This window comes from Enterobacter sp. ECC-249 (genome assembly GCF_043965265.1).
Lineage (GTDB): Bacteria > Pseudomonadota > Gammaproteobacteria > Enterobacterales > Enterobacteriaceae > Enterobacter > Enterobacter quasiroggenkampii.
Genome location: NZ_CP143660.1, coordinates 3,266,351 through 3,284,514, shown reverse-complemented (window position 1 = coordinate 3,284,514; position 18,164 = coordinate 3,266,351). Strand labels below are relative to the sequence as shown.

The following is an 18,164-nucleotide window of genomic DNA, read 5'->3' as shown; positions in this document are numbered from 1 at the left end:
GGTAAGCGCAGCGCCACCGGGGAAATTGCCGGGCGGCGCGACGCTTGCCCGGCCTACAAAATCACAAACGGATTAACGCGACTCTTCCGCTTCCGGGAGCGTAACGTTCAGCTCCAGAATCGAAATATCCCCGTCTTTTTGTTCCAGCTGCACCGTCACCATCTCCGGGTCAATCTGCACGTACTTACAGATCACTTCCAGGATGTCCTTGCGCAGCTGGGGCAGGTAGTGAGGCTCGGCGTCGCTACGACGACGCTCCGCAACGATAATTTGCAGACGTTCTTTTGCGATGTTGGCGGTGTTCTTTTTCCGCGAGAGAAAAAAGTCCAGTAATGCCATAACTTATCCTCCGAACAGGCGTTTGAGGAAACCTTTCTTCTCTTCTTCAATGAAGCGGAAAGGACGTTCTTCTCCCAGCAGACGGTCAACGGTATCGGCGTAAGCTTTACCTGCATCTGCCATTGTATCCAGGATCACTGGCTCGCCCTGGTTAGAAGCGCGTAACACGGACTGATCTTCCGGGATAACGCCCACCAGCTTAATGCGCAGGATCTCCAGCACGTCTTCCATGCTCAGCATGTCACCTTTGTTCACGCGGCCCGGATTGTAGCGGGTGAGCAGCAGGTGTTCTTTAATCGGGTCTTCGCCATTTTCCGCACGACGGGATTTAGAGGCGAGGATCCCCAGAATGCGGTCTGAGTCACGCACGGATGAAACTTCAGGGTTAGTGGTGATGATCGCTTCATCAGCGAAGTACAGTGCCATCAGGGCACCGGTTTCGATGCCGGCAGGGGAGTCGCAGACAATGAAGTCGAAATCCATTTTTTTCAGATCGTCGAGCACCTTTTCCACCCCTTCACGGGTCAGGGCGTCTTTGTCACGCGTCTGAGAGGCCGGGAGAATGTAGAGGTTCTCGGTGCGCTTGTCTTTAATCATCGCCTGGTTCAGCGTGGCATCGCCCTGAATGACGTTCACGAAGTCATACACGACGCGACGCTCACATCCCATGATGAGGTCGAGGTTACGCAGACCGATATCGAAGTCGATAACGATGGTTTTCTTTCCCTTCTGGGCCAAACCAGTAGCGATGGCCGCGCTGGAGGTGGTCTTGCCAACGCCTCCTTTACCCGAAGTAACAACAATAATGCGTGCCATAGAAATTCCTTGTTAAAAAGGGATCAATTCAACGGTTGAACGGTCAACGCGTCGTCTGCCAGAAGCAGGCGAGCCGCTTTGCCATAAAATTCGGCTGGGATCTTGTCGCTCAGCCAATATTCACCTGCGATGGACACCAGTTCCGCCGTCAGGTGAGTACAAAATATTTGCGCATCTCGATCGCCACTTGCACCTGCGAGCGCACGTCCACGCATCATACCGTATACGTGAATATTGCCATCTGCAATCAGCTCAGCGCCAGCACTGACGTGGCTTGTAACAATCAGATCACAGTTTGGTGCATAAATGCGCTGACCGGAACGAACCGGCACATCAATCATTCGCGTTTTTGTGACGGTAGTAACGTTTTGCACCGCAGGAGGGGGCGTCTGCACGGCAACGGGTGCCGCACGCGAGGCTTTTTCTTTGCCTTCATTCAGAAGAGGCAGCCCCGCACGCTCAATTTCCGCTTTCAGCTCAGTATCTTTGCAGCCGCTGATGCCCACGATACGCAGCCCGGTGGACGAGACGGCCTGCTGGAGAAGTTTCCAGTTAACCGGAGCCTCAAGACCGCTGACGTTGATAACAACAGGGGCGTGCTTCAGAAAGGCGGGAGCCTGGGCGATTTTGTCTTCTAACGCCTGACGAATAACCTCGGGTTTTGCATCATGCAAATGTACCACTGATAAGGTGAAGCTACTGCCTTTAAGCTCGATGGGCGTGTTTGACATCCTGGCCTTACTCAATTTGCTATTAACCGCAACCACTCGCTGCGATATTCCGAAGAGTATCAGGCATGTTATAGTCAGGAGTATATTGAGGCAAGCAACCACCCATTAATTCAGAGTAAAAACATGTTTTGTGTGATCTACAGAAGTACAAGCCGTGACCAGACCTATCTTTATGTCGAAAAGAAAGACGATTTTTCACGCGTGCCTGAAGAATTAATGAAGAACTTTGGCCGACCACAGCTGGCGATGCTGCTGCCGCTTGATGGTCGTAAGAAACTGATTAATGCCGATCTGGATAAAGTGAAAACGGCCTTAGCCGAGCAAGGCTATTATTTACAGCTTCCACCGCCACCCGAGAATTTATTAAAACAGCATCTTGAGGCGAACGGTAAAAAATAGTCTCAACTGTTTTTGGGCACAACACATCAACCGTTTAGGGGTCGACCATGTATCAACATCATAACTGGCAAGGTGCATTACTGGATTATCCCGTCAGCAAAGTGGTTTGCGTGGGCAGCAACTATGCAAAACATATTCAGGAGATGGGCAGCGCGACGCCAGAAGAGCCGGTCCTGTTTATTAAGCCTGAAACGGCGCTTTGCGATATCCGCCAGCCGCTGGCGCTGCCGCAGGGGCTGGGCTCTGTGCATCACGAAGTTGAACTCGCCGTGCTGATCGGCGCGACGCTGCGCCAGGCTTCCGAAGAGCATGTTCAGAAAGCGATTGCCGGATACGGCGTGGCGCTGGATCTGACGCTGCGTGACGTGCAGGGCAGAATGAAGAAAGCAGGGCAGCCGTGGGAAAAAGCCAAAGGGTTTGATAATTCCTGCCCGATCTCGGCGTTTGTGCCGGTGAGCGAATTTACCGGCGACCCGCAGGACACCCCGCTTAGCCTGAAGGTTAACGGTGAAATCCGCCAGCAGGGCACCACCGCGGACATGATCCACAAGATTGTGCCGCTGATCGCCTACATGAGCCGCTTTTTTACCCTGAAGCCAGGTGATGTGATTCTGACCGGCACGCCGGAAGGCGTTGGTCCGCTCGCTAGCGGTGATGAACTGGAGGTCGGTTTTAACGGCCTGTCGCTGAAAACCCGCGTGCTGTAACCTCCTCTTGCCGCCTGAAAAGGGCGGCAAAACTTGCAACGACGTGCCAGACTCGTTATAAGGTGCGCTTTCTTTTGACGTGTGGACATCCTGATGAACAACATCCCTTTCTGGCAAAGCAAAACTCTCGACGACATGACTGACGCGGAATGGGAATCCTTGTGCGACGGCTGCGGCCAGTGCTGCCTGCACAAGCTGATGGATGAAGACACGGACGAAATCTACTTCACCAACGTTGCCTGCAAGCAGTTAAACATTAAAACCTGCCAGTGCCGCAACTATGAACGCCGGTTTGAATTTGAGCCGGACTGCATCAAGTTAACCCGGGATAATCTGCCGACGTTTGAATGGCTACCGCATACCTGCGCGTATCGCCTGCTGGCGGAAGGAAAAGATCTGCCGGCCTGGCATCCCCTGTTAACCGGTTCAAAAGCGGCGATGCACGGTGAACGCATTTCTGTGCGCCACATTGCGGTGAAAGAGTCCGAGGTGCGTGACTGGGAAGATCACATCATGAACCACCCGACCCGTTGAGATTAAAAAACCCGCCGAGGCGGATTTTTTATTGTGTTTGTGCGGCCTGATGCCCTCACCCCAACCCTCTCCCACGGGAGAGGGTGCAAACACTAAAAACGGCAACCGAGGTTGCCGTTTTGCTTTTACCTTCCAAATAGATCACGTTTCTTCGGTTTGAACGGCTGAGCGATCAGCACCAGCAGCGCCACGACGAAGTAGGCGGCAAAAATGCCCACCAGCCACTGCGGCATCTCGAGGGTCAGGAACTCCCACTGACGAACGGAGCAGTCACCGGATGCAACAAACACCTGCGGCAGCCATTTATCCAGCGGCAGCCAGCTCGGGAAGCGGGCGGCAAAATCACAGGTCATAAACGGCGACGGATGCAGCTGCATCATGGTGTGCTGCCAGGAGAGTTCAATGCCTTTCCAGGCGCTGTACAGCCAGATGGCGATAGCGGCATAGCGAAGCGGGGATTTCGGCGCAATCGCGCCCACCAGGCCCGCACCCATAATGCCGAACAGCGCGCAGCGTTCGTAAATGCACAGCACGCAAGGTTTGAGTCCCATTACGTGCTGGAACCATAGCGCCACCATTTCCAGCGCAAAGGCGGTCAGGGCCATTAACAACCACGCTCCGCGACCGCGGGAGCACTGGTTTAAAAATCTCAACATAATCATTTCCCTGGAACATGCTTAGAAATCGCAGTGTAAACGAATTCGTTTTTCGCGCCACCTGTACCTGGCGAAATAAAACGTAATTGGATGTTTATCGTGCGAAAAGGCAAACGGGCAGCGAACTGCCCGAGATGCAGTATTTACTGCGCCGCAAGTATACCCGCTTGTATCAACCATTGCGTACAGGGAATGAGGGTAATTTTGACGCAAAGCAATCCCACGATCGTGAGCACCAGCGTGTAGGGCAGTGCCATCCACACCATCCGGCCATAGGAAAGACGTATGAGGGGCGCGAGAGCGGAGGTCAGCAGGAACAGGAAGGCGGCCTGGCCGTTTGGCGTCGCCACCGACGGCAGGTTGGTGCCGGTATTGATCGCCACGGCGAGCAGCTCAAACTGTCCGGCGCTGATAACGCCTTGCTCCATTGCCGCTTTGGCCTCGTTGATGTAGACCGTCCCGACAAAAACGTTATCTGAGATCGACGAGAGCAGGCCGTTAAACAGGTAAAACAGCGACAGCTGAGCATCCGGCGATGCCTGTAATACAAAGGCAATAATCGGCGCGAACAGGTGCTGGTCGATAATCACCGCCACGACCGCGAAGAAGACCGCCAGCAGGGCGGTAAACGGCAGGGCTTCGGTAAAGGCTTTGCCGATGGCATGTTCGTCCGTTACGCCGGTAAAGGTGGTGGCGAGAATAATGACCGACAGGCCTATCAGCCCCACTTCGGCAAGGTGGAACGCCAGCGCTGCAATCAGCCAGACGCCGATGATCCCCTGAGCAATCAGACGCAGCGTCTCCTGGCGCGTCCGCTGGCGTCGGCTCTGCAAATCGAATTTATGCAGCTCCTGACGCACCGGCTCCGGAAGCTGCGCCCCATAGCCGAAGAGGCGAAACTTCTCCACCAGAAGACAGGTCGCCAGCCCGCAGATCAGCACCGGTACGCTCACCGGCGCCATTCTCAGGAAGAAATCACCGAAGTGCCAGCCCGCCGCTTTGGCAATGATCAGGTTTTGCGGCTCGCCCACCATGGTCATTACGCCGCCCAGCGCGGTACCGACGCCAGCATGCATCATCAGGCTGCGCAGGAAGGCGCGAAACTGTTCCAGTACCTCACGGTTATGTGCCTCGACGTGGCTGTCATCCTGCAAATCGTCACCCGGGCGAGAAGAGGCCACGCGGTGATAAATACCGTAAAACCCAACCGCTACGCTTATCACCACCGCGACAACCGTCAGCGCGTCCAGGAAGGCCGACAGGAAGGCGGCCGCAAGGCAAAAAGCCAGCGAGAGGAGCATTTTCGACGGAATGCTGAGCAGCAGGCGCGTGAAGATAAACAGCAGCAGCTGTTTCATAAAGTAGATGCCCGCCACCATAAACATCAGCAGCAGTAGCACTTCGAGATTTGACGCCAGCTCGGCTTTGACATGCTCGGCGCTGGTCATGCCGATGACGACGGCCTCGAATGCCAGCAATCCGCCCGGCAGCAGGGGATAACACTTCAGCGCCATCGCCAGGGTGAAGATAAACTCCGCCACCAGCAGCCACCCGGCAATGAACGGGTTTACGCTAAAGAGCAGGGGGTTAACGACCAGGAACACCAGAAGTATAAGTTTGTACCAGTCCGGAGACTGGCCTAAAAAGTTGCGCCACAGTGCGCGCCCAAAAGAAATTTCCACGACAGACATCCATCCCCGTCAAGTAAGACAAAACATCAGTATACGCAAAAATCGCGGCCTGGAGGCGGATAAGCCTGCATTGTAAATTTCACAAAAATGAAACGGCGATCCCTCTTTTCTCTCTTTGCCCTGCTACCTGCCACTGGCTGCCTCTGGTATGATGAGTCCAATTTGCTAAAGCTGTGTAATGGAAATCTCACTATGGTCATTAAGGCGCAGAGCCCGGCGGGTTTCGCGGAAGAGTACATCATTGAAAGCATCTGGAATAATCGTTTCCCTGCGGGGTCCATCCTTCCGGCTGAACGCGAACTCTCTGAACTGATTGGCGTCACTCGCACCACGCTGCGTGAAGTGCTTCAGCGACTGGCGCGCGATGGCTGGTTGACGATCCAGCACGGCAAGCCAACAAAAGTGAACAACTTCTGGGAAACCTCCGGGCTGAACATTCTTGAAACGCTGGCGCGTCTGGACCATGAAAGCGTGCCGCAGCTCATTGATAATCTGCTCTCCGTTCGCACCAACATCGCGACGATCTTTATCCGTACGGCTTTCCGTCAGCATCCGGAAGACGCCCTTGCGGTGCTGGCCACAGCGAACGCGGTGGAAGATCACGCCGACGCGTTTGCTACCCTCGATTACAACGTGTTTCGCGGCCTGGCGTTTGCCTCCGGCAACCCGGTGTACGGTCTGATCCTCAACGGTATGAAAGGGCTTTACACCCGCATCGGGCGCCACTACTTTGCCAATCCGGAAGCGCGTAGCCTGGCGCTGGGCTTCTACCATAAGCTGAGCAAGCTGTGCTCTGAAGGCCTGCACGATCAGGTTTATGAGACGGTGCGCCGCTACGGTCACGATTCCGGTGAAATCTGGCACCGTATGCAGAAAACGCTGCCGGGTGATTTAGCGATTCAGACCCGCTAAAATAAAAAACCTCTCGTACGAGAGGTTTTTTTTCGTCGGGCGGCGCTTCGCTTACCGGGTCCACAAAACTCGTAGGCTGGGTAAGGCGTAGCCGCCACCCGGCAAAAAACTACAGCGTATTCAACCGCGCCGGGCAGCGTTCCAGCAGCTCGACGCTGCCGTCTTCATTCTGCTGCTCCAGCTGCACGTCAAAGCCCCACAGGCGATGCACATGCTTCAGCACCTCTTTACGCCCTTTATCCAGCGGCGCGCGATTGTGCGGGATATAGCGCAGCGTCAGGGAGCGGTCACCGCGTAAATCCACGTTCCAGACCTGAATATTCGGTTCAAGGTTGCTCAGGTTGTACTGGGAAGAGAGGCGAGAGCGGATCTCACGGTATCCCTCCTCGTTATGGATCGCGGAAATCTCCAGATAGTTGTTGCGGTCGTCGTCCAGCACGGTGAAGAAGCGGAAGTCACGCATGATCTTCGGCGACATAAACTGGCTGATGAAGCTCTCATCCTTAAAGTCGCGCATCGCAAAGTGCAGCGTTTCCAGCCAGTCAGAACCGGCGATATCCGGGAACCAGTACTTGTCTTCTTCCGTCGGCGACTGACATATACGCTTGATGTCCTGGAACATGGCAAAGCCAAGGGCATACGGGTTAATGCCGCTGTACCACGGGCTGTTGTAGGGCGGCTGGAACACCACGTTGGTATGGCTGTGGAGGAACTCCATCATGAACCGCTCGGTGACTTTCCCCTCGTCATACAGGTGGTTGAGGATGGTGTAGTGCCAGAATGTCGCCCAGCCTTCGTTCATCACCTGCGTCTGCTTTTGCGGGTAAAAATACTGGCTCACCTTGCGCACGATGCGCAGGATCTCACGCTGCCACGGCTCCAGCAGCGGGGCGTTCTTCTCCATAAAATAGAGCAGGTTTTCCTGCGGCTCGGACGGATAGCGACGCGCTTCGGCGATCGTTTTTTCCTCCTCACGCTTCGGCAGGGTGCGCCACAGCATGTTCACCTGGCTCTGGAGATACTCTTCGCGGCTTTTCTGCCGCGCTTTCTCCTCCTGGAGGGAGATTTTCTGCGGGCGTTTATAGCGGTCCACGCCGTAGTTCATCAGCGCATGGCAGGAGTCGAGCAGTTTTTCCACCTCGTCCACGCCGTAGCGCTCTTCGCAGTCGGTAATGTATTTACGGGCGAAGATCAGGTAATCGACGATGGAGCTGGCATCCGTCCAGCTGCGGAACAGGTAGTTATTCTTGAAAAAGGAGTTGTGCCCGTAGCAGGCGTGCGCCATTACCAGCGCCTGCATGGTAATGGTGTTCTCTTCCATTAAATAGGCGATGCACGGATTGGAGTTAATGACGATCTCATACGCCAGCCCCTGCTGGCCGTGCTTATACAGCCGCTCCGTTTCAATAAATTTTTTACCAAACGACCAGTGCGGATAGTTAATCGGCATCCCGACGCTGGAGTAGGCGTCCATCATCTGTTCGGACGTAATGACTTCAATCTGATGGGGATAGGTATCCAGACGATACAGCTTTGCGACCCGGTCGATTTCGGCGAGGTAAACATCCAGCAGCTCGAAGGTCCAGTCGGGTCCATCGCTCAGACGTGTGTTGTCCTTGTTCAGGGAATCAATAGTAGCCATTAGCGCGCCCTCGTTGTGGGTGCTCTCTCTGTCTGGAGAGCCTCCTTTCAAGCATAGATCAACGTGTTAAAAAGCGTGCTGGGGCAGAAATTTTTTCTTTGCGATTTCGCGTTTTTGATACGGCAAAAAAACGGTATGTCTCAGCATATTATGCTGGTTAAAAATAACGCGCAGCAGGAGATCCCAAATTAGCGCTATCCCCTGATGCTGGGGGATGTGTGAGGTAAGTCACCATAAAAAAGTCGTATGTTGAATAATATTTTCAACTAGGTTATCAATCTGTAATTAGAAGATTGTTCTTTTGCACATAATGGAGTGGCTATGCGTGTTGTCATACTGGGAAGTGGTGTCGTTGGGGTAACCAGCGCCTGGTATTTAAGTCAGGCGGGACATGACGTCACCGTTATCGATCGTGAATCCGGTCCCGCGCTTGAAACCAGCGCGGCGAACGCCGGGCAAATCTCTCCGGGGTATGCGGCACCTTGGGCTGCGCCGGGCGTTCCGCTGAAAGCGATTAAATGGATGTTCCAGCGCCATGCGCCGCTGGCCATCAGCCTTGACGGCACGCAGTTCCAGCTGAAGTGGATGTGGCAGATGCTGCGCAACTGCGACACTCGCCACTACATGGAGAACAAAGGGCGCATGGTGCGACTGGCGGAGTACAGCCGCGACTGCCTGAAAGCGCTGCGCGCGTCGACGGGGATTGAGTATGAAGGCCGTCAGGGCGGAACGCTGCAGCTGTTCCGCACCGAGCAACAGTACGAAAACGCCACCCGCGATATCGCCGTGCTGGAGGATGCCGGCGTACCGTACCAGCTTCTGGAAGCCAGCCAGCTTGGTCAGGTTGAACCCGCGCTGGCGGAAGTGGCCCATAAGCTGACGGGCGGCCTGCGCCTGCCGAATGACGAAACCGGCGACTGCCAGCTCTTTACGCAGCGTCTGGCGCAAATGTGCGAGCAGGTGGGGGTGAAATTTCGCTTCAACACCTCTGTCGACAAGCTGCTGTCGGAAGGGGAAAAAATTTACGGCGTGAAGTGCGGCGACGAGGTGATCAAAGCCGATGCCTACGTGATGGCGTTTGGTTCGTACTCCACCGCCATGCTGAAAGGCATTCTCGACATTCCGGTCTACCCGCTAAAAGGCTACTCGCTGACCATTCCGGTGAAAGAAGAGAGCGGCGCGCCGGTGTCGACCATTCTGGATGAAACCTACAAAATCGCCATTACCCGCTTCGATAACCGCATCCGCGTAGGCGGCATGGCGGAGATCGTCGGCTTCAACACCGAGCTGCTGAAACCGCGTCGTGAAACGCTGGAAATGGTGGTAGGCGATCTTTTCCCGCGCGGTGGCTTTGTCGAGCAGGCGACGTTCTGGACCGGCCTGCGTCCGATGACCCCGGACGGCACACCGATCGTGGGGCGTACGCCGTTTAAAAACCTGTGGACCAATACCGGACACGGCACCCTCGGCTGGACGATGGCCTGTGGCTCCGGCCAGCTGCTGAGCGACCTGATTTCCGGGCGCACGCCGGCCATTCCGTTTGACGATTTAAGCGCCGCGCGCTATCAATCGGGATTTACGCCGTCGCGTCCACAGCACCTGCACGGCGCGCATAGCTAAGGAGTTGTCATGTCCCGTCCTGTTCTGGCCCAGCTGAACCTGCAGGCCCTGAAGGATAATCTGCAAATTGTTCGACGGGCGGCGCCTGGCGCTCGCGTCTGGTCGGTGGTGAAAGCGAATGCCTACGGCCACGGCATTGACCGTATCTGGAGCGCGCTGAGCGCCACCGACGGCTTTGCGCTCCTGAATCTGGAAGAGGCCATTCTGCTGCGCGAGCGCGGCTGGAAAGGGCCGATACTGCTTCTGGAGGGCTTCTTCCACGCCGACGATCTGCCTCTGCTGGACAAGTACCGTCTGACCACCAGCGTTCACAGCAACTGGCAGATCAAAGCGATTCAGGATGCGAAGCTCCATGCTCCGCTGGATATCTATCTCAAGGTCAACAGCGGCATGAACCGCCTGGGCTTCCAGCCTGAGCGGGTGCATACGGTCTGGCGGCAACTGCGCGCGCTGAAGAATGTAGGTGAAATGACGCTGATGGCGCATTTTGCCGATGCGGAAAAACCGGACGGCATCGCAGACGCCATGGTCCGCATCGAGCAGGCGGCAGAAGGGCTGGACTGCCCGCGCTCGCTGTCCAACTCGGCGGCCACGCTGTGGCATCCCGAGGCGCACTACAACTGGGTGCGTCCGGGGATCGTTCTGTACGGCGCGTCGCCCTCGGGCCAGTGGCAGGATATCGCCAACAGCGGCCTGAAGCCGGTCATGACCCTGCGCAGCGAAATCATTGGCGTGCAGACGCTGAAGGCCGGAGACACGGTGGGCTACGGTAGCCGCTATCGGGCAAAGGGCGAGCAGAGGATTGGCATCGTGGCGGGCGGTTATGCCGACGGCTACCCGCGCATCGCGCCGACCGGCACGCCGGTCTGGGTCGACGGGGTACGCACGGGAACGGTGGGTACCGTATCAATGGATATGCTGGCCGTTGACCTGACGCCATGCCCGCAGGCGGGCATCGGTTCGCCGGTCGAGCTGTGGGGTAACGAAATCAAAATTGATGACGTGGCGGCCGCAGCGGGCACGGTGGGGTATGAACTGATGTGTGCCCTGGCACCACGAGTGCCGGTTGTGACGGTGTAACGAATGTTCGCCGGGTGGCGCTAACGCTTACCCGGCCTACGTTCGAGGATTTTGTAGGCCGGGTAAGGCGAAGCCGTCACCCGGCAAAAAACAGCTACTCCGCTTCCTCTTCCATCGGCCTCAAACCGACTTTCCGCACCGCGTTATCTTCTTTCTCTGCTACCGTCCAGATCATCCCGGCAAACTCTACCTGATCGCCCACGACCGGGGCAGCGCCAAGCCGCTGCTGGATGATTTCGCCCAGCGTTTGCTGGCTATCTCCGTCTTCAGCACCTTCATCCAGGCCGTAAATCAGCGCGACATCGGCAAACCTGGCGCTGGCTTCCAGAATAAAATCGCCGAAGAAGCGCTGATCCAGCGCCACCGGAGGCGACTGGCTGAACAGTTTGCCTAGGGCGGGCAGGTCGCGCTCGCGGCCAATCACGCACAGAATATCCCCTTCGCGCAGGCGGGTGCTGCCGGTAGGGTGCAGCAGGACATTATCGCGGAACAGGGCGGCAATACGCGTTTCGGCCGGCATGTGCAAATCGCGCAGCGAGGCTCCCACGCACCATTTGTCAGCGCTTAGCTGATAGACAAACTGTTCCCACGGATTCTCCGGGTGAATGTCGAGCCCCACGCGGGAGACCGGCCAGCCCACGGGAGGCACCACCACTTTGGCTTTTTTCGCCGCCCACCCGAGGGACGTTCCCTGGAACAGCAGCGAAATCAGCACCACGAAGAACGCCACGTTAAAGAACAGCCGCGCGTTATCCAGACCGGCCATCATCGGGAAGACGGCAAGGATAATCGGCACCGCGCCGCGCAGGCCCACCCAGCTGATGAAGACCCGCTCGCGCAGGTTGAAGCCGCGAAACGGCAGCAGGCCCGCAAATACCGACAGCGGACGGGCGAAGAAGATCATCCACGCGGACAGCAGCAGCGCCGGAATGGCGATCGGCAGCAGGTCAGATGGCGTGACCAGAAGACCCAGCACAAGGAACATGCCGATCTGCGCCAGCCAGGCCAGACCGTCGAAGTTCTGCAAAATAGCGTGCCGGTTGCGAATAGGGCGGTTGCCCATCAGGAACCCGCAGAGGTAGACGGCGAGAATGCCGCTGCCGTCCAGCGCGGTGGTAACGGCAAAAATAAGAATACCGCCGCTCAGCGCCAGCAGGGGGTATAGCCCCGCGGGCAGCGAGATGCGGTTGATCGTCTGCTGTAACAGATATCCCCCCGCCAGGCCGATAACAATCCCCAGCCCGAACTGCTGCAGGATATGCCAGACGAACATCCAGCTCAGGCCCGTCTCGTGCTGCTGGATCATCTCAATCAGCGTGATGGTGAGAAACACCGCCATCGGATCGTTACTGCCGGATTCAATCTCAAGCGTGGAGCCAACGCGTTCGTTAAGCCCTTTTCCGCCGAGCAGGGAAAACACCGCTGCCGCATCGGTTGAGCCAACAATCGCGCCAATCAGTAAACCTTCCATGATATTGAGATGGAAAAGCCACGCGGCCATCATTCCGGTGAGGCCAGAGGTAATCAACACGCCGACGGTGGCGAGCGACAGCGCAGGCCCTAAGGCCACGCGGAAGGAACTCGCCTGGGTGCGCATCCCGCCGTCCAGCAGGATCACCGCCAGCGCCAGGTTACTCACCATGTAGGCGAAAGGGTAGTTATCGAATGGGATACCGCCAATACCATCAATGCCGGCGAGCATGCCGATGGCGAGGAAAATGACAAGAATAGGTATGCCGAGACGCGATGAAAATGAACTTAATAAAATACTGCTGGTTACAAGGACCGAACCCAGAATGAAAAGACTGATTATCGCTGCGGCATCCAATGTTCTCTTACTCCCACCTCAATGTTAACGCTGTTACTAAAACCCTAACATATTAACGACGGCAACAGCGTTTTATTAAGGGGGTATAACGGCTTTTTTATGCCTTTATGACAGGATGGCCGCTGATGGTCAGCCGACTGCCGGAATCGTTGTGGATCAGGGAGGCATGCGCCCCCAGCGCCAGGGTCACGGTTTGCTGCTCATGGCCGAAATCCAGACCGGTGATGACCGGAATATCCAGCCGCGAGCGAATGAACTCAATCATGGTTTCCAGGGAGTAACCCGCGTCATAGTCATTCGGGGCAGAGCCGCTGAAGCTGCCCAGCACAATTGCGGACTGGCGTTCAAGAATACCGGCATGATAGAGCTGCAGCAGCATTCGCTCGACGCGGAACGGATGTTCGTTGATATCTTCCAGCACCAGAATGCCGTCCTCGATGTGCGGCATCCACGGCGTGCCGATAAGCGAAACCAGCATCGCCAGGTTGCCGCCCCAGAGCTGGCCCTCACATTCCCAGTGCGGTCCATTGCCCTGCCATTCCACGCTGTAGGTGGGATTACGCAGCGCGCGCCAGAAATGTTCCACGGTAAAGGCATCCAGCTCCGGCGCGCCGAAGTTACCGGCCAGCATCGGGCCGCTGAAGGTGACAACGTTATGCAGCGCCAGCAGCCCAAGCTGAATGACGGTGAAATCGCTATGGCCGCATATCAGCAGCGGATCCTGCTGCTGACGCTGCGCCAGACCCTGCCAGTCGATGCTCTCCAGCAGCCGGCTCGCGCCATATCCGCCGCGCACCGCCAGCACTATCCGGTTTCCGCCCGTCAGGTTCACCAGACTATTGATATCATTCAACCTCTGCGCTTCCGTACCGGCAAAACGCTGCTGGCGGCGGGGGATAATTGTCTGATTTTCTACCTGGTGGCCCGACTCCAGCAAACGCTGAACGCCCCGCTGCGCCGCGTCCTGGTTAATGCAGTAGCCCGACGGCGCGATGAGATGAAACTGAGACATGGCAATTCCTTGCTGAATGAGAAACTAATTGTCTATATCATGCCGCTTATACGCCGCCTGCTTCAAGAGCGGCGCACCGCGATGATCGGCTATAAGGATAGATGACGTGAAATTGAGATGGTTTGCTTTTTTGATTGTGTTGCTCGCTGGCTGTAGTTCAAAACATGATTATCAAAACCCGCCCTGGAACCCGGAAGTGCCGGTGAAGCGGGCGATGCAGTGGATGCCGATCAGTGAACAAGCCGGGAAAGCCTGGGGCGTCAGTCCGCGTCTCATCACGGCGATCATTGCGGTGGAGTCCGGCGGTAACCCCACGCTTGTCAGCAAGTCCAACGCGGTGGGGCTGATGCAGCTTAAAGCGTCAACGGCGGGGAAAGAGGTTTACCGCTATATGGGCTGGAGCGGCCAGCCGTCGACCAGCGAGCTGAAGAACCCGGAACGCAACATTTCAATGGGCACGGCCTACCTGAGCATCATGGAGCATGGCGTGCTGAAGGGCATTAAGGATCCGGAGGTGATGCAGTACGCGCTGGTGGTCTCTTACGTTAACGGTGCCGGCGCGTTGCTGAGAACCTTCTCCTCTGACCGCAAAGAGGCGATAGAAGAGATTAACGGCATGGACAAAGACGAATTCTTTGAACATGTGGCGAAAAATCACCCGGCACCACAGGCGCCTCGTTATATCTGGAAAGTACAGAAAGCGATGGATGCCATGTAATGCCGCAGACGGGCGGCGGTCACGCTGCCCGATTTCCCTTACAGAACTTTATTTGCGCGTTCCCGCGCTTCCCGCTCCAGAGAGTAGATAATGCGCTGCAGTTCGCGCTCTGCGCCAGGCCCGACATTCAGAAAACGGAAGCTCAGACGCGGCGTGGTGATGGTTTCATTTTTACTGTCCACGACGGTGCGATCGCTGATGGCAATCAGCTGTGCATCGAAATAAAAGCGACCCCAGCCCCCCATATCCAGTTCAATTTGCGTAAACCGCATGCCCTCTACCAGTCCGTCAGGTTTCGGCGTATCCATCAGTGCGCCCATGCCGCCCAGCGACAGGTCGAAGAGGCGAAAGCGGATCTCTTTTTTGTCCGGCATTTTGGCCTTGCAGAAGTAAGCGGGATGAAGCGGGGCGTTGATGCGGAAATATTCGCGACGCTGGACAAACCAGAGGTTGGTGGGAAGAGGGGTAGCAAAAGCAGGGAGTCCCTGGTATTCGCTCATTTCCAGCCGCGACAGGACAAACTCCACTTTGGCACCCTGCGTTTCGGCCATCACCGCGACATTTTCCGCTTTTAGCGCCGCGCGGTTTTCATACTCCTGACTGCCTAAATCAATCACCAGCCGCTCCTGCGAGGCGTCAAGGATCTTGCTGATGAACTGATTATTCGACCAGCTGATGCGCAGCGGCACTTCACCTTTTTGCAGGTCGCGTAATACCCCTAATACAGCCAGCGGATTTTGCTTGAGGAACTGCTCACTGTAATGACTCACGCCGGATGGCTCCTTGATTGATGACAGACTGTCTTAGCGTTATCGGCAATCTGCGATGAAACTTAATACAAACCGGTGAGTTTTTTTTGCCTGTTTACGCAAAGATAAGTCGGTGAGATGAAAATGGTTTTCCTGCGATGACCTATACTTAAGTTAGCTGTGCAGAAGGTTTTCTGCGCACGCGTTAAACCTGCAAGAGGGCATCGCTATGGGTATCATCGCCTGGATTATCTTTGGTCTTATTGCTGGCGCTATCGCTAAACTGATCATGCCGGGAAACGATGGTGGCGGCTTTATTTTGACCTGTGTACTCGGGGTCGTTGGTGCGGTTGTGGGCGGCTGGCTGGCGACGATGTTTGGTTTTGGAGGCAACATAAGTGGTTTCGACCTGCACAGTTTTCTGGTCGCTGTCGTGGGTGCCATTGTGGTGCTGGGCATATTCAGGTTACTGCGACGAGCATAAATTGACGTAAACGGCTCTCTGCGGAGGGCCGTTTTTTTGCCTGAGTATTGATTTGTTAATCTAAATGATAATAATTGTCGTTCCGTATTGCATCTAACAACAAGACGACATTATGAATACCTCACGCTTTACGCTTTGCGCCCTGGCAGGCGCCGTCACGGTGGCATTGCAGGTCCCGGCATTCGCCGAAGAATCCACCATCGTCGTCACCGGCTCAGAGCAGGGCAGCGCGCTGCCGGCCTGGACGAACAGCGCCACAAAATCGGCCGTTGCTGAAAGTAAAACGCCGCAGGTCATCACGACCCTCTCTGCGCCGGAAATTGAAAAGCGCCATGCGAATTCGGTGAATGAAATCCTGCGCTATGCCCCGGGCGTCTCAACCGAGGTGCGGGGAAATACCTCCTACATGAGCGAATATAAAATTCGTGGCTTTACCGTCGACCAGGAGTTCTACAACGGCCTGCAGCTGCCCTATAACGTCACCGGCAATACCAAAGCGCGCATCGATCCGCTGCTGATCGACAGCGTTGATATCCTGAAAGGCCCCTCATCGGTCCTTTACGGCGGCGGCTCGCCGGGCGGGCTGGTGAATATTCAAAGTAAAAAACCGCAGCGAGAAGCCCGAACGGAGATCGGCGTTAACACCGGCAACCGCAACCTGAAAGAGGGCTATCTCGACTCAACCGGGCAAATTGCCGACAGCGACTGGAACTACCGTCTGCTGGGCAAAGCCACGGAAAATGACGATCAGCCGCACACCACCCGGTATGAAAATTACCTGGTTGCCCCGTCCGTCAGCTGGCAACCGGACAGCAAAACCCGCCTTACCCTGGACGCGCTGGCGCAAAACACACCGAGCCTGACGCCGTCTAACCCTCTGCCGCTCGCCTACCTGCGCTCGAAATACGCGGGCAAGCGCGACTACGCCGGTGACGAGTGGAACGGGTTTAAGCAGCGTCAGTGGATGCTGGGCTACAGCTTTGAACATGAATTTGACAGCGGCTGGGGCTTTAATCAGAAAGCTCGCTATTTTGACGTCGATACCCATCAGCGCAGCGTCTATGCGACAGGGACGGGAAGCGAGGTCTATCAGCTAAACCGCTTTGCCTACACCACCGATGAAGATCTAAAGAGCTTCAACATTGACAACCAGGTGACCAAAACCGTTGCGCTGGGCGACTGGCAACACCACTTGCTGGCCGGGTTTGACTATCAGAAGCTGAACTCCCATTTCCACTACCGCTACGCGTCGACCACGCCGGGCATTGATATGCGCAACCCTGACTATTCGCAGATCGTCGAAAGCGCGCTGGGCCTGTATACCGCCCAGAAAAACCGTCTGAGCTATCAGCAGAACGGCTACTACCTGCAGGATCAGGTGGAGTGGGGTGGCCTCAATCTGCTGGGCAGCCTGCGCTACGACGATTATCGCTCCGTTACCACCAATTATCTGCAAAACGGTGATAAGGCCTGGGTCTCTCAGGATCGCGTCACCAAACGCCTGGGCGCGCTTTACGCCTTTGATAATGGTCTGTCACCGTTTATCAGCTACTCCGAAGGCTTTGCTCCGGTATCGCCGCAGGGAACCCTCGTGGCGAAAGACGTCAAACCGACCACCAGCAAGCAGGTGGAGGGCGGCGTGAAATATCTGCTGGCCGACTACGCAACCACCTTTACCGCCTCGGTGTTCAACATCCGTCAGAAAAATGTCGTCACCTCCGATCCGGGCTTCCTGAACTATCGTCAGACCGGGGAAGTGGAGTCTAAAGGGGCAGAACTCTCCGCCATTAGCCGCCCGACGGACAACCTGACGCTGATTGCTAACTATGCCTACACCCACGCGATCAATACGCAAGATGACAAGTACAAAGGGAAACGTCCAACGCAGGTGCCGGAGAATGCCTTCAACCTCTGGGGGGATTACACCTTTGAGAACACGCCGCTGAAGGGGCTGATGCTGGGGGCGGGGGCGCGCTATACCGGCCCGATGGAAATCTCTCCGGCAAACGATGCGGGTAAACTGGGGGGCACTACGCAGTACGATCTGGCGGCTTCCTACCGGATGGGTGAAATCCTGCCCTCGCTGGCAGGGCTAACGCTTAAGGCCAGTGCGCAGAACATCACCAACAAAGAGACGCTGACCTGCTACGACGCGACCAACTGCTGGATTGGGCGTGACAGAACGTATCAGCTAGGGGCGAGTTACAGTTTCTAAGCAAAGCCCTGTTATTTCAAAAAGTAGGCCG

18 protein-coding genes are annotated in these 18,164 nt (G+C 56.2%); 9 read left to right on the top strand and 9 right to left on the bottom strand.

Annotated elements, in window-relative coordinates; all coding sequences use genetic code 11:
- Positions 1-72: 72 nt before the first annotated feature.
- The 3 genes from minE to minC are packed head-to-tail and all read right to left on the bottom strand — an operon-like array spanning position 73 to position 1,886.
- A complete protein-coding gene (gene minE / locus V1587_RS15725) occupies positions 73-339 on the bottom strand; it encodes a cell division topological specificity factor MinE (RefSeq protein WP_024909868.1) in 267 nt (88 codons plus the stop codon).
- A 3-nt stretch (positions 340-342) separates the two neighbouring features.
- Complete coding sequence (minD, locus tag V1587_RS15720) at positions 343-1,155, bottom strand: septum site-determining protein MinD (RefSeq protein ID WP_023312187.1); 813 nt, start codon at positions 1,153-1,155, stop codon at positions 343-345.
- 23 nt (positions 1,156-1,178) lie between these two features.
- Positions 1,179-1,886, bottom strand: a complete 708-nt coding sequence (gene minC, locus V1587_RS15715) for a septum site-determining protein MinC (protein ID WP_023312186.1) — start codon at positions 1,884-1,886, stop codon at positions 1,179-1,181.
- A gap of 123 nt (positions 1,887-2,009) precedes the next feature.
- On the opposite strand from minC, the gene V1587_RS15710 reads away from it, so the two are divergent.
- The 3 genes from V1587_RS15710 (at position 2,010) to V1587_RS15700 (ending at position 3,526) form a co-directional block, all read left to right on the top strand.
- Positions 2,010-2,285, top strand: coding sequence for a YcgL domain-containing protein (locus V1587_RS15710; RefSeq protein WP_029742143.1), 276 nt, complete (start codon positions 2,010-2,012; stop codon positions 2,283-2,285).
- A 47-nt stretch (positions 2,286-2,332) separates the two neighbouring features.
- Positions 2,333-2,992: a fumarylacetoacetate hydrolase family protein gene (locus V1587_RS15705; protein ID WP_371898649.1), complete on the top strand. Its 660-nt coding sequence runs from the start codon at positions 2,333-2,335 to the stop codon at positions 2,990-2,992.
- A 93-nt stretch (positions 2,993-3,085) separates the two neighbouring features.
- Positions 3,086-3,526 carry a YcgN family cysteine cluster protein gene (locus V1587_RS15700; RefSeq protein ID WP_371898648.1) on the top strand — a complete coding sequence of 147 codons (441 nt, stop codon included), beginning with the start codon at positions 3,086-3,088 and terminating at the stop codon, positions 3,524-3,526.
- A gap of 125 nt (positions 3,527-3,651) precedes the next feature.
- Here the strand turns inward: V1587_RS15700 and dsbB are convergent, their stop codons facing one another.
- Both dsbB and nhaB read right to left on the bottom strand, forming a co-directional pair.
- Complete coding sequence (gene dsbB, locus V1587_RS15695; protein WP_045908244.1) at positions 3,652-4,182, bottom strand: disulfide bond formation protein DsbB; 531 nt, start codon at positions 4,180-4,182, stop codon at positions 3,652-3,654.
- 143 nt (positions 4,183-4,325) lie between these two features.
- Positions 4,326-5,864, bottom strand: a complete 1,539-nt coding sequence (gene nhaB / locus V1587_RS15690) for a Na(+)/H(+) antiporter NhaB (RefSeq protein WP_371898647.1) — start codon at positions 5,862-5,864, stop codon at positions 4,326-4,328.
- A gap of 201 nt (positions 5,865-6,065) precedes the next feature.
- On the opposite strand from nhaB, the gene fadR reads away from it, so the two are divergent.
- Positions 6,066-6,785, top strand: a complete 720-nt coding sequence (gene fadR / locus V1587_RS15685; protein ID WP_371898646.1) for a fatty acid metabolism transcriptional regulator FadR — start codon at positions 6,066-6,068, stop codon at positions 6,783-6,785.
- A 109-nt stretch (positions 6,786-6,894) separates the two neighbouring features.
- On the opposite strand, the gene V1587_RS15680 is transcribed toward fadR, so the two are convergent.
- Positions 6,895-8,427 carry a SpoVR family protein gene (locus V1587_RS15680; RefSeq protein ID WP_023293929.1) on the bottom strand — a complete coding sequence of 511 codons (1,533 nt, stop codon included), beginning with the start codon at positions 8,425-8,427 and terminating at the stop codon, positions 6,895-6,897.
- 321 nt (positions 8,428-8,748) lie between these two features.
- Between V1587_RS15680 and V1587_RS15675 the strand changes: the two genes are divergently transcribed.
- Complete coding sequence (locus V1587_RS15675) at positions 8,749-10,047, top strand: D-amino acid dehydrogenase (RefSeq protein ID WP_371898645.1); 1,299 nt, start codon at positions 8,749-8,751, stop codon at positions 10,045-10,047.
- A gap of 9 nt (positions 10,048-10,056) precedes the next feature.
- Positions 10,057-11,127, top strand: a complete 1,071-nt coding sequence (gene dadX, locus V1587_RS15670; protein WP_371898644.1) for a catabolic alanine racemase DadX — start codon at positions 10,057-10,059, stop codon at positions 11,125-11,127.
- A 94-nt stretch (positions 11,128-11,221) separates the two neighbouring features.
- Here dadX and V1587_RS15665 read toward each other — a convergent pair whose 3' ends face one another.
- Positions 11,222-12,955, bottom strand: a complete 1,734-nt coding sequence (locus V1587_RS15665) for a potassium/proton antiporter (protein ID WP_371898643.1) — start codon at positions 12,953-12,955, stop codon at positions 11,222-11,224.
- A gap of 97 nt (positions 12,956-13,052) precedes the next feature.
- Entirely contained in the window at positions 13,053-13,967 is a 915-nt protein-coding gene (gene ldcA / locus V1587_RS15660; RefSeq protein ID WP_371898642.1) for a muramoyltetrapeptide carboxypeptidase, read from the bottom strand.
- Between the two features lie 106 nt (positions 13,968-14,073).
- On the opposite strand from ldcA, the gene emtA reads away from it, so the two are divergent.
- Positions 14,074-14,685, top strand: a complete 612-nt coding sequence (gene emtA / locus V1587_RS15655; RefSeq protein WP_024909815.1) for a membrane-bound lytic murein transglycosylase EmtA — start codon at positions 14,074-14,076, stop codon at positions 14,683-14,685.
- A 38-nt stretch (positions 14,686-14,723) separates the two neighbouring features.
- Here emtA and V1587_RS15650 read toward each other — a convergent pair whose 3' ends face one another.
- Entirely contained in the window at positions 14,724-15,455 is a 732-nt protein-coding gene (locus tag V1587_RS15650; RefSeq protein WP_371898641.1) for a flagellar brake protein, read from the bottom strand.
- Between the two features lie 208 nt (positions 15,456-15,663).
- Here V1587_RS15650 and V1587_RS15645 point away from each other — a divergent pair, with 208 nt between their 5' ends.
- Both V1587_RS15645 and V1587_RS15640 read left to right on the top strand, forming a co-directional pair.
- Positions 15,664-15,918, top strand: a complete 255-nt coding sequence (locus tag V1587_RS15645; protein ID WP_008502662.1) for a GlsB/YeaQ/YmgE family stress response membrane protein — start codon at positions 15,664-15,666, stop codon at positions 15,916-15,918.
- 112 nt (positions 15,919-16,030) lie between these two features.
- On the top strand, positions 16,031-18,133 hold the full coding sequence (locus tag V1587_RS15640; protein ID WP_395314412.1) for a TonB-dependent siderophore receptor: 2,103 nt from the start codon (positions 16,031-16,033) through the stop codon (positions 18,131-18,133).
- Positions 18,134-18,164: the final 31 nt, after the last annotated feature.

Coding starts and splice junctions, on each gene's coding strand:
- minE (WP_024909868.1), bottom strand. CDS start 339: ATGGCATTACTGGACTTTTTTCTCTCGCGGAAAAAGAACACCGCCAAC.
- minD (WP_023312187.1), bottom strand. CDS start 1,155: ATGGCACGCATTATTGTTGTTACTTCGGGTAAAGGAGGCGTTGGCAAG.
- minC (WP_023312186.1), bottom strand. CDS start 1,886: ATGTCAAACACGCCCATCGAGCTTAAAGGCAGTAGCTTCACCTTATCA.
- V1587_RS15710 (WP_029742143.1), top strand. CDS start 2,010: ATGTTTTGTGTGATCTACAGAAGTACAAGCCGTGACCAGACCTATCTT.
- V1587_RS15705 (WP_371898649.1), top strand. CDS start 2,333: ATGTATCAACATCATAACTGGCAAGGTGCATTACTGGATTATCCCGTC.
- V1587_RS15700 (WP_371898648.1), top strand. CDS start 3,086: ATGAACAACATCCCTTTCTGGCAAAGCAAAACTCTCGACGACATGACT.
- dsbB (WP_045908244.1), bottom strand. CDS start 4,182: ATGTTGAGATTTTTAAACCAGTGCTCCCGCGGTCGCGGAGCGTGGTTG.
- fadR (WP_371898646.1), top strand. CDS start 6,066: ATGGTCATTAAGGCGCAGAGCCCGGCGGGTTTCGCGGAAGAGTACATC.
- V1587_RS15680 (WP_023293929.1), bottom strand. CDS start 8,427: ATGGCTACTATTGATTCCCTGAACAAGGACAACACACGTCTGAGCGAT.
- V1587_RS15675 (WP_371898645.1), top strand. CDS start 8,749: ATGCGTGTTGTCATACTGGGAAGTGGTGTCGTTGGGGTAACCAGCGCC.
- dadX (WP_371898644.1), top strand. CDS start 10,057: ATGTCCCGTCCTGTTCTGGCCCAGCTGAACCTGCAGGCCCTGAAGGAT.
- ldcA (WP_371898642.1), bottom strand. CDS start 13,967: ATGTCTCAGTTTCATCTCATCGCGCCGTCGGGCTACTGCATTAACCAG.
- V1587_RS15645 (WP_008502662.1), top strand. CDS start 15,664: ATGGGTATCATCGCCTGGATTATCTTTGGTCTTATTGCTGGCGCTATC.
- V1587_RS15640 (WP_395314412.1), top strand. CDS start 16,031: ATGAATACCTCACGCTTTACGCTTTGCGCCCTGGCAGGCGCCGTCACG.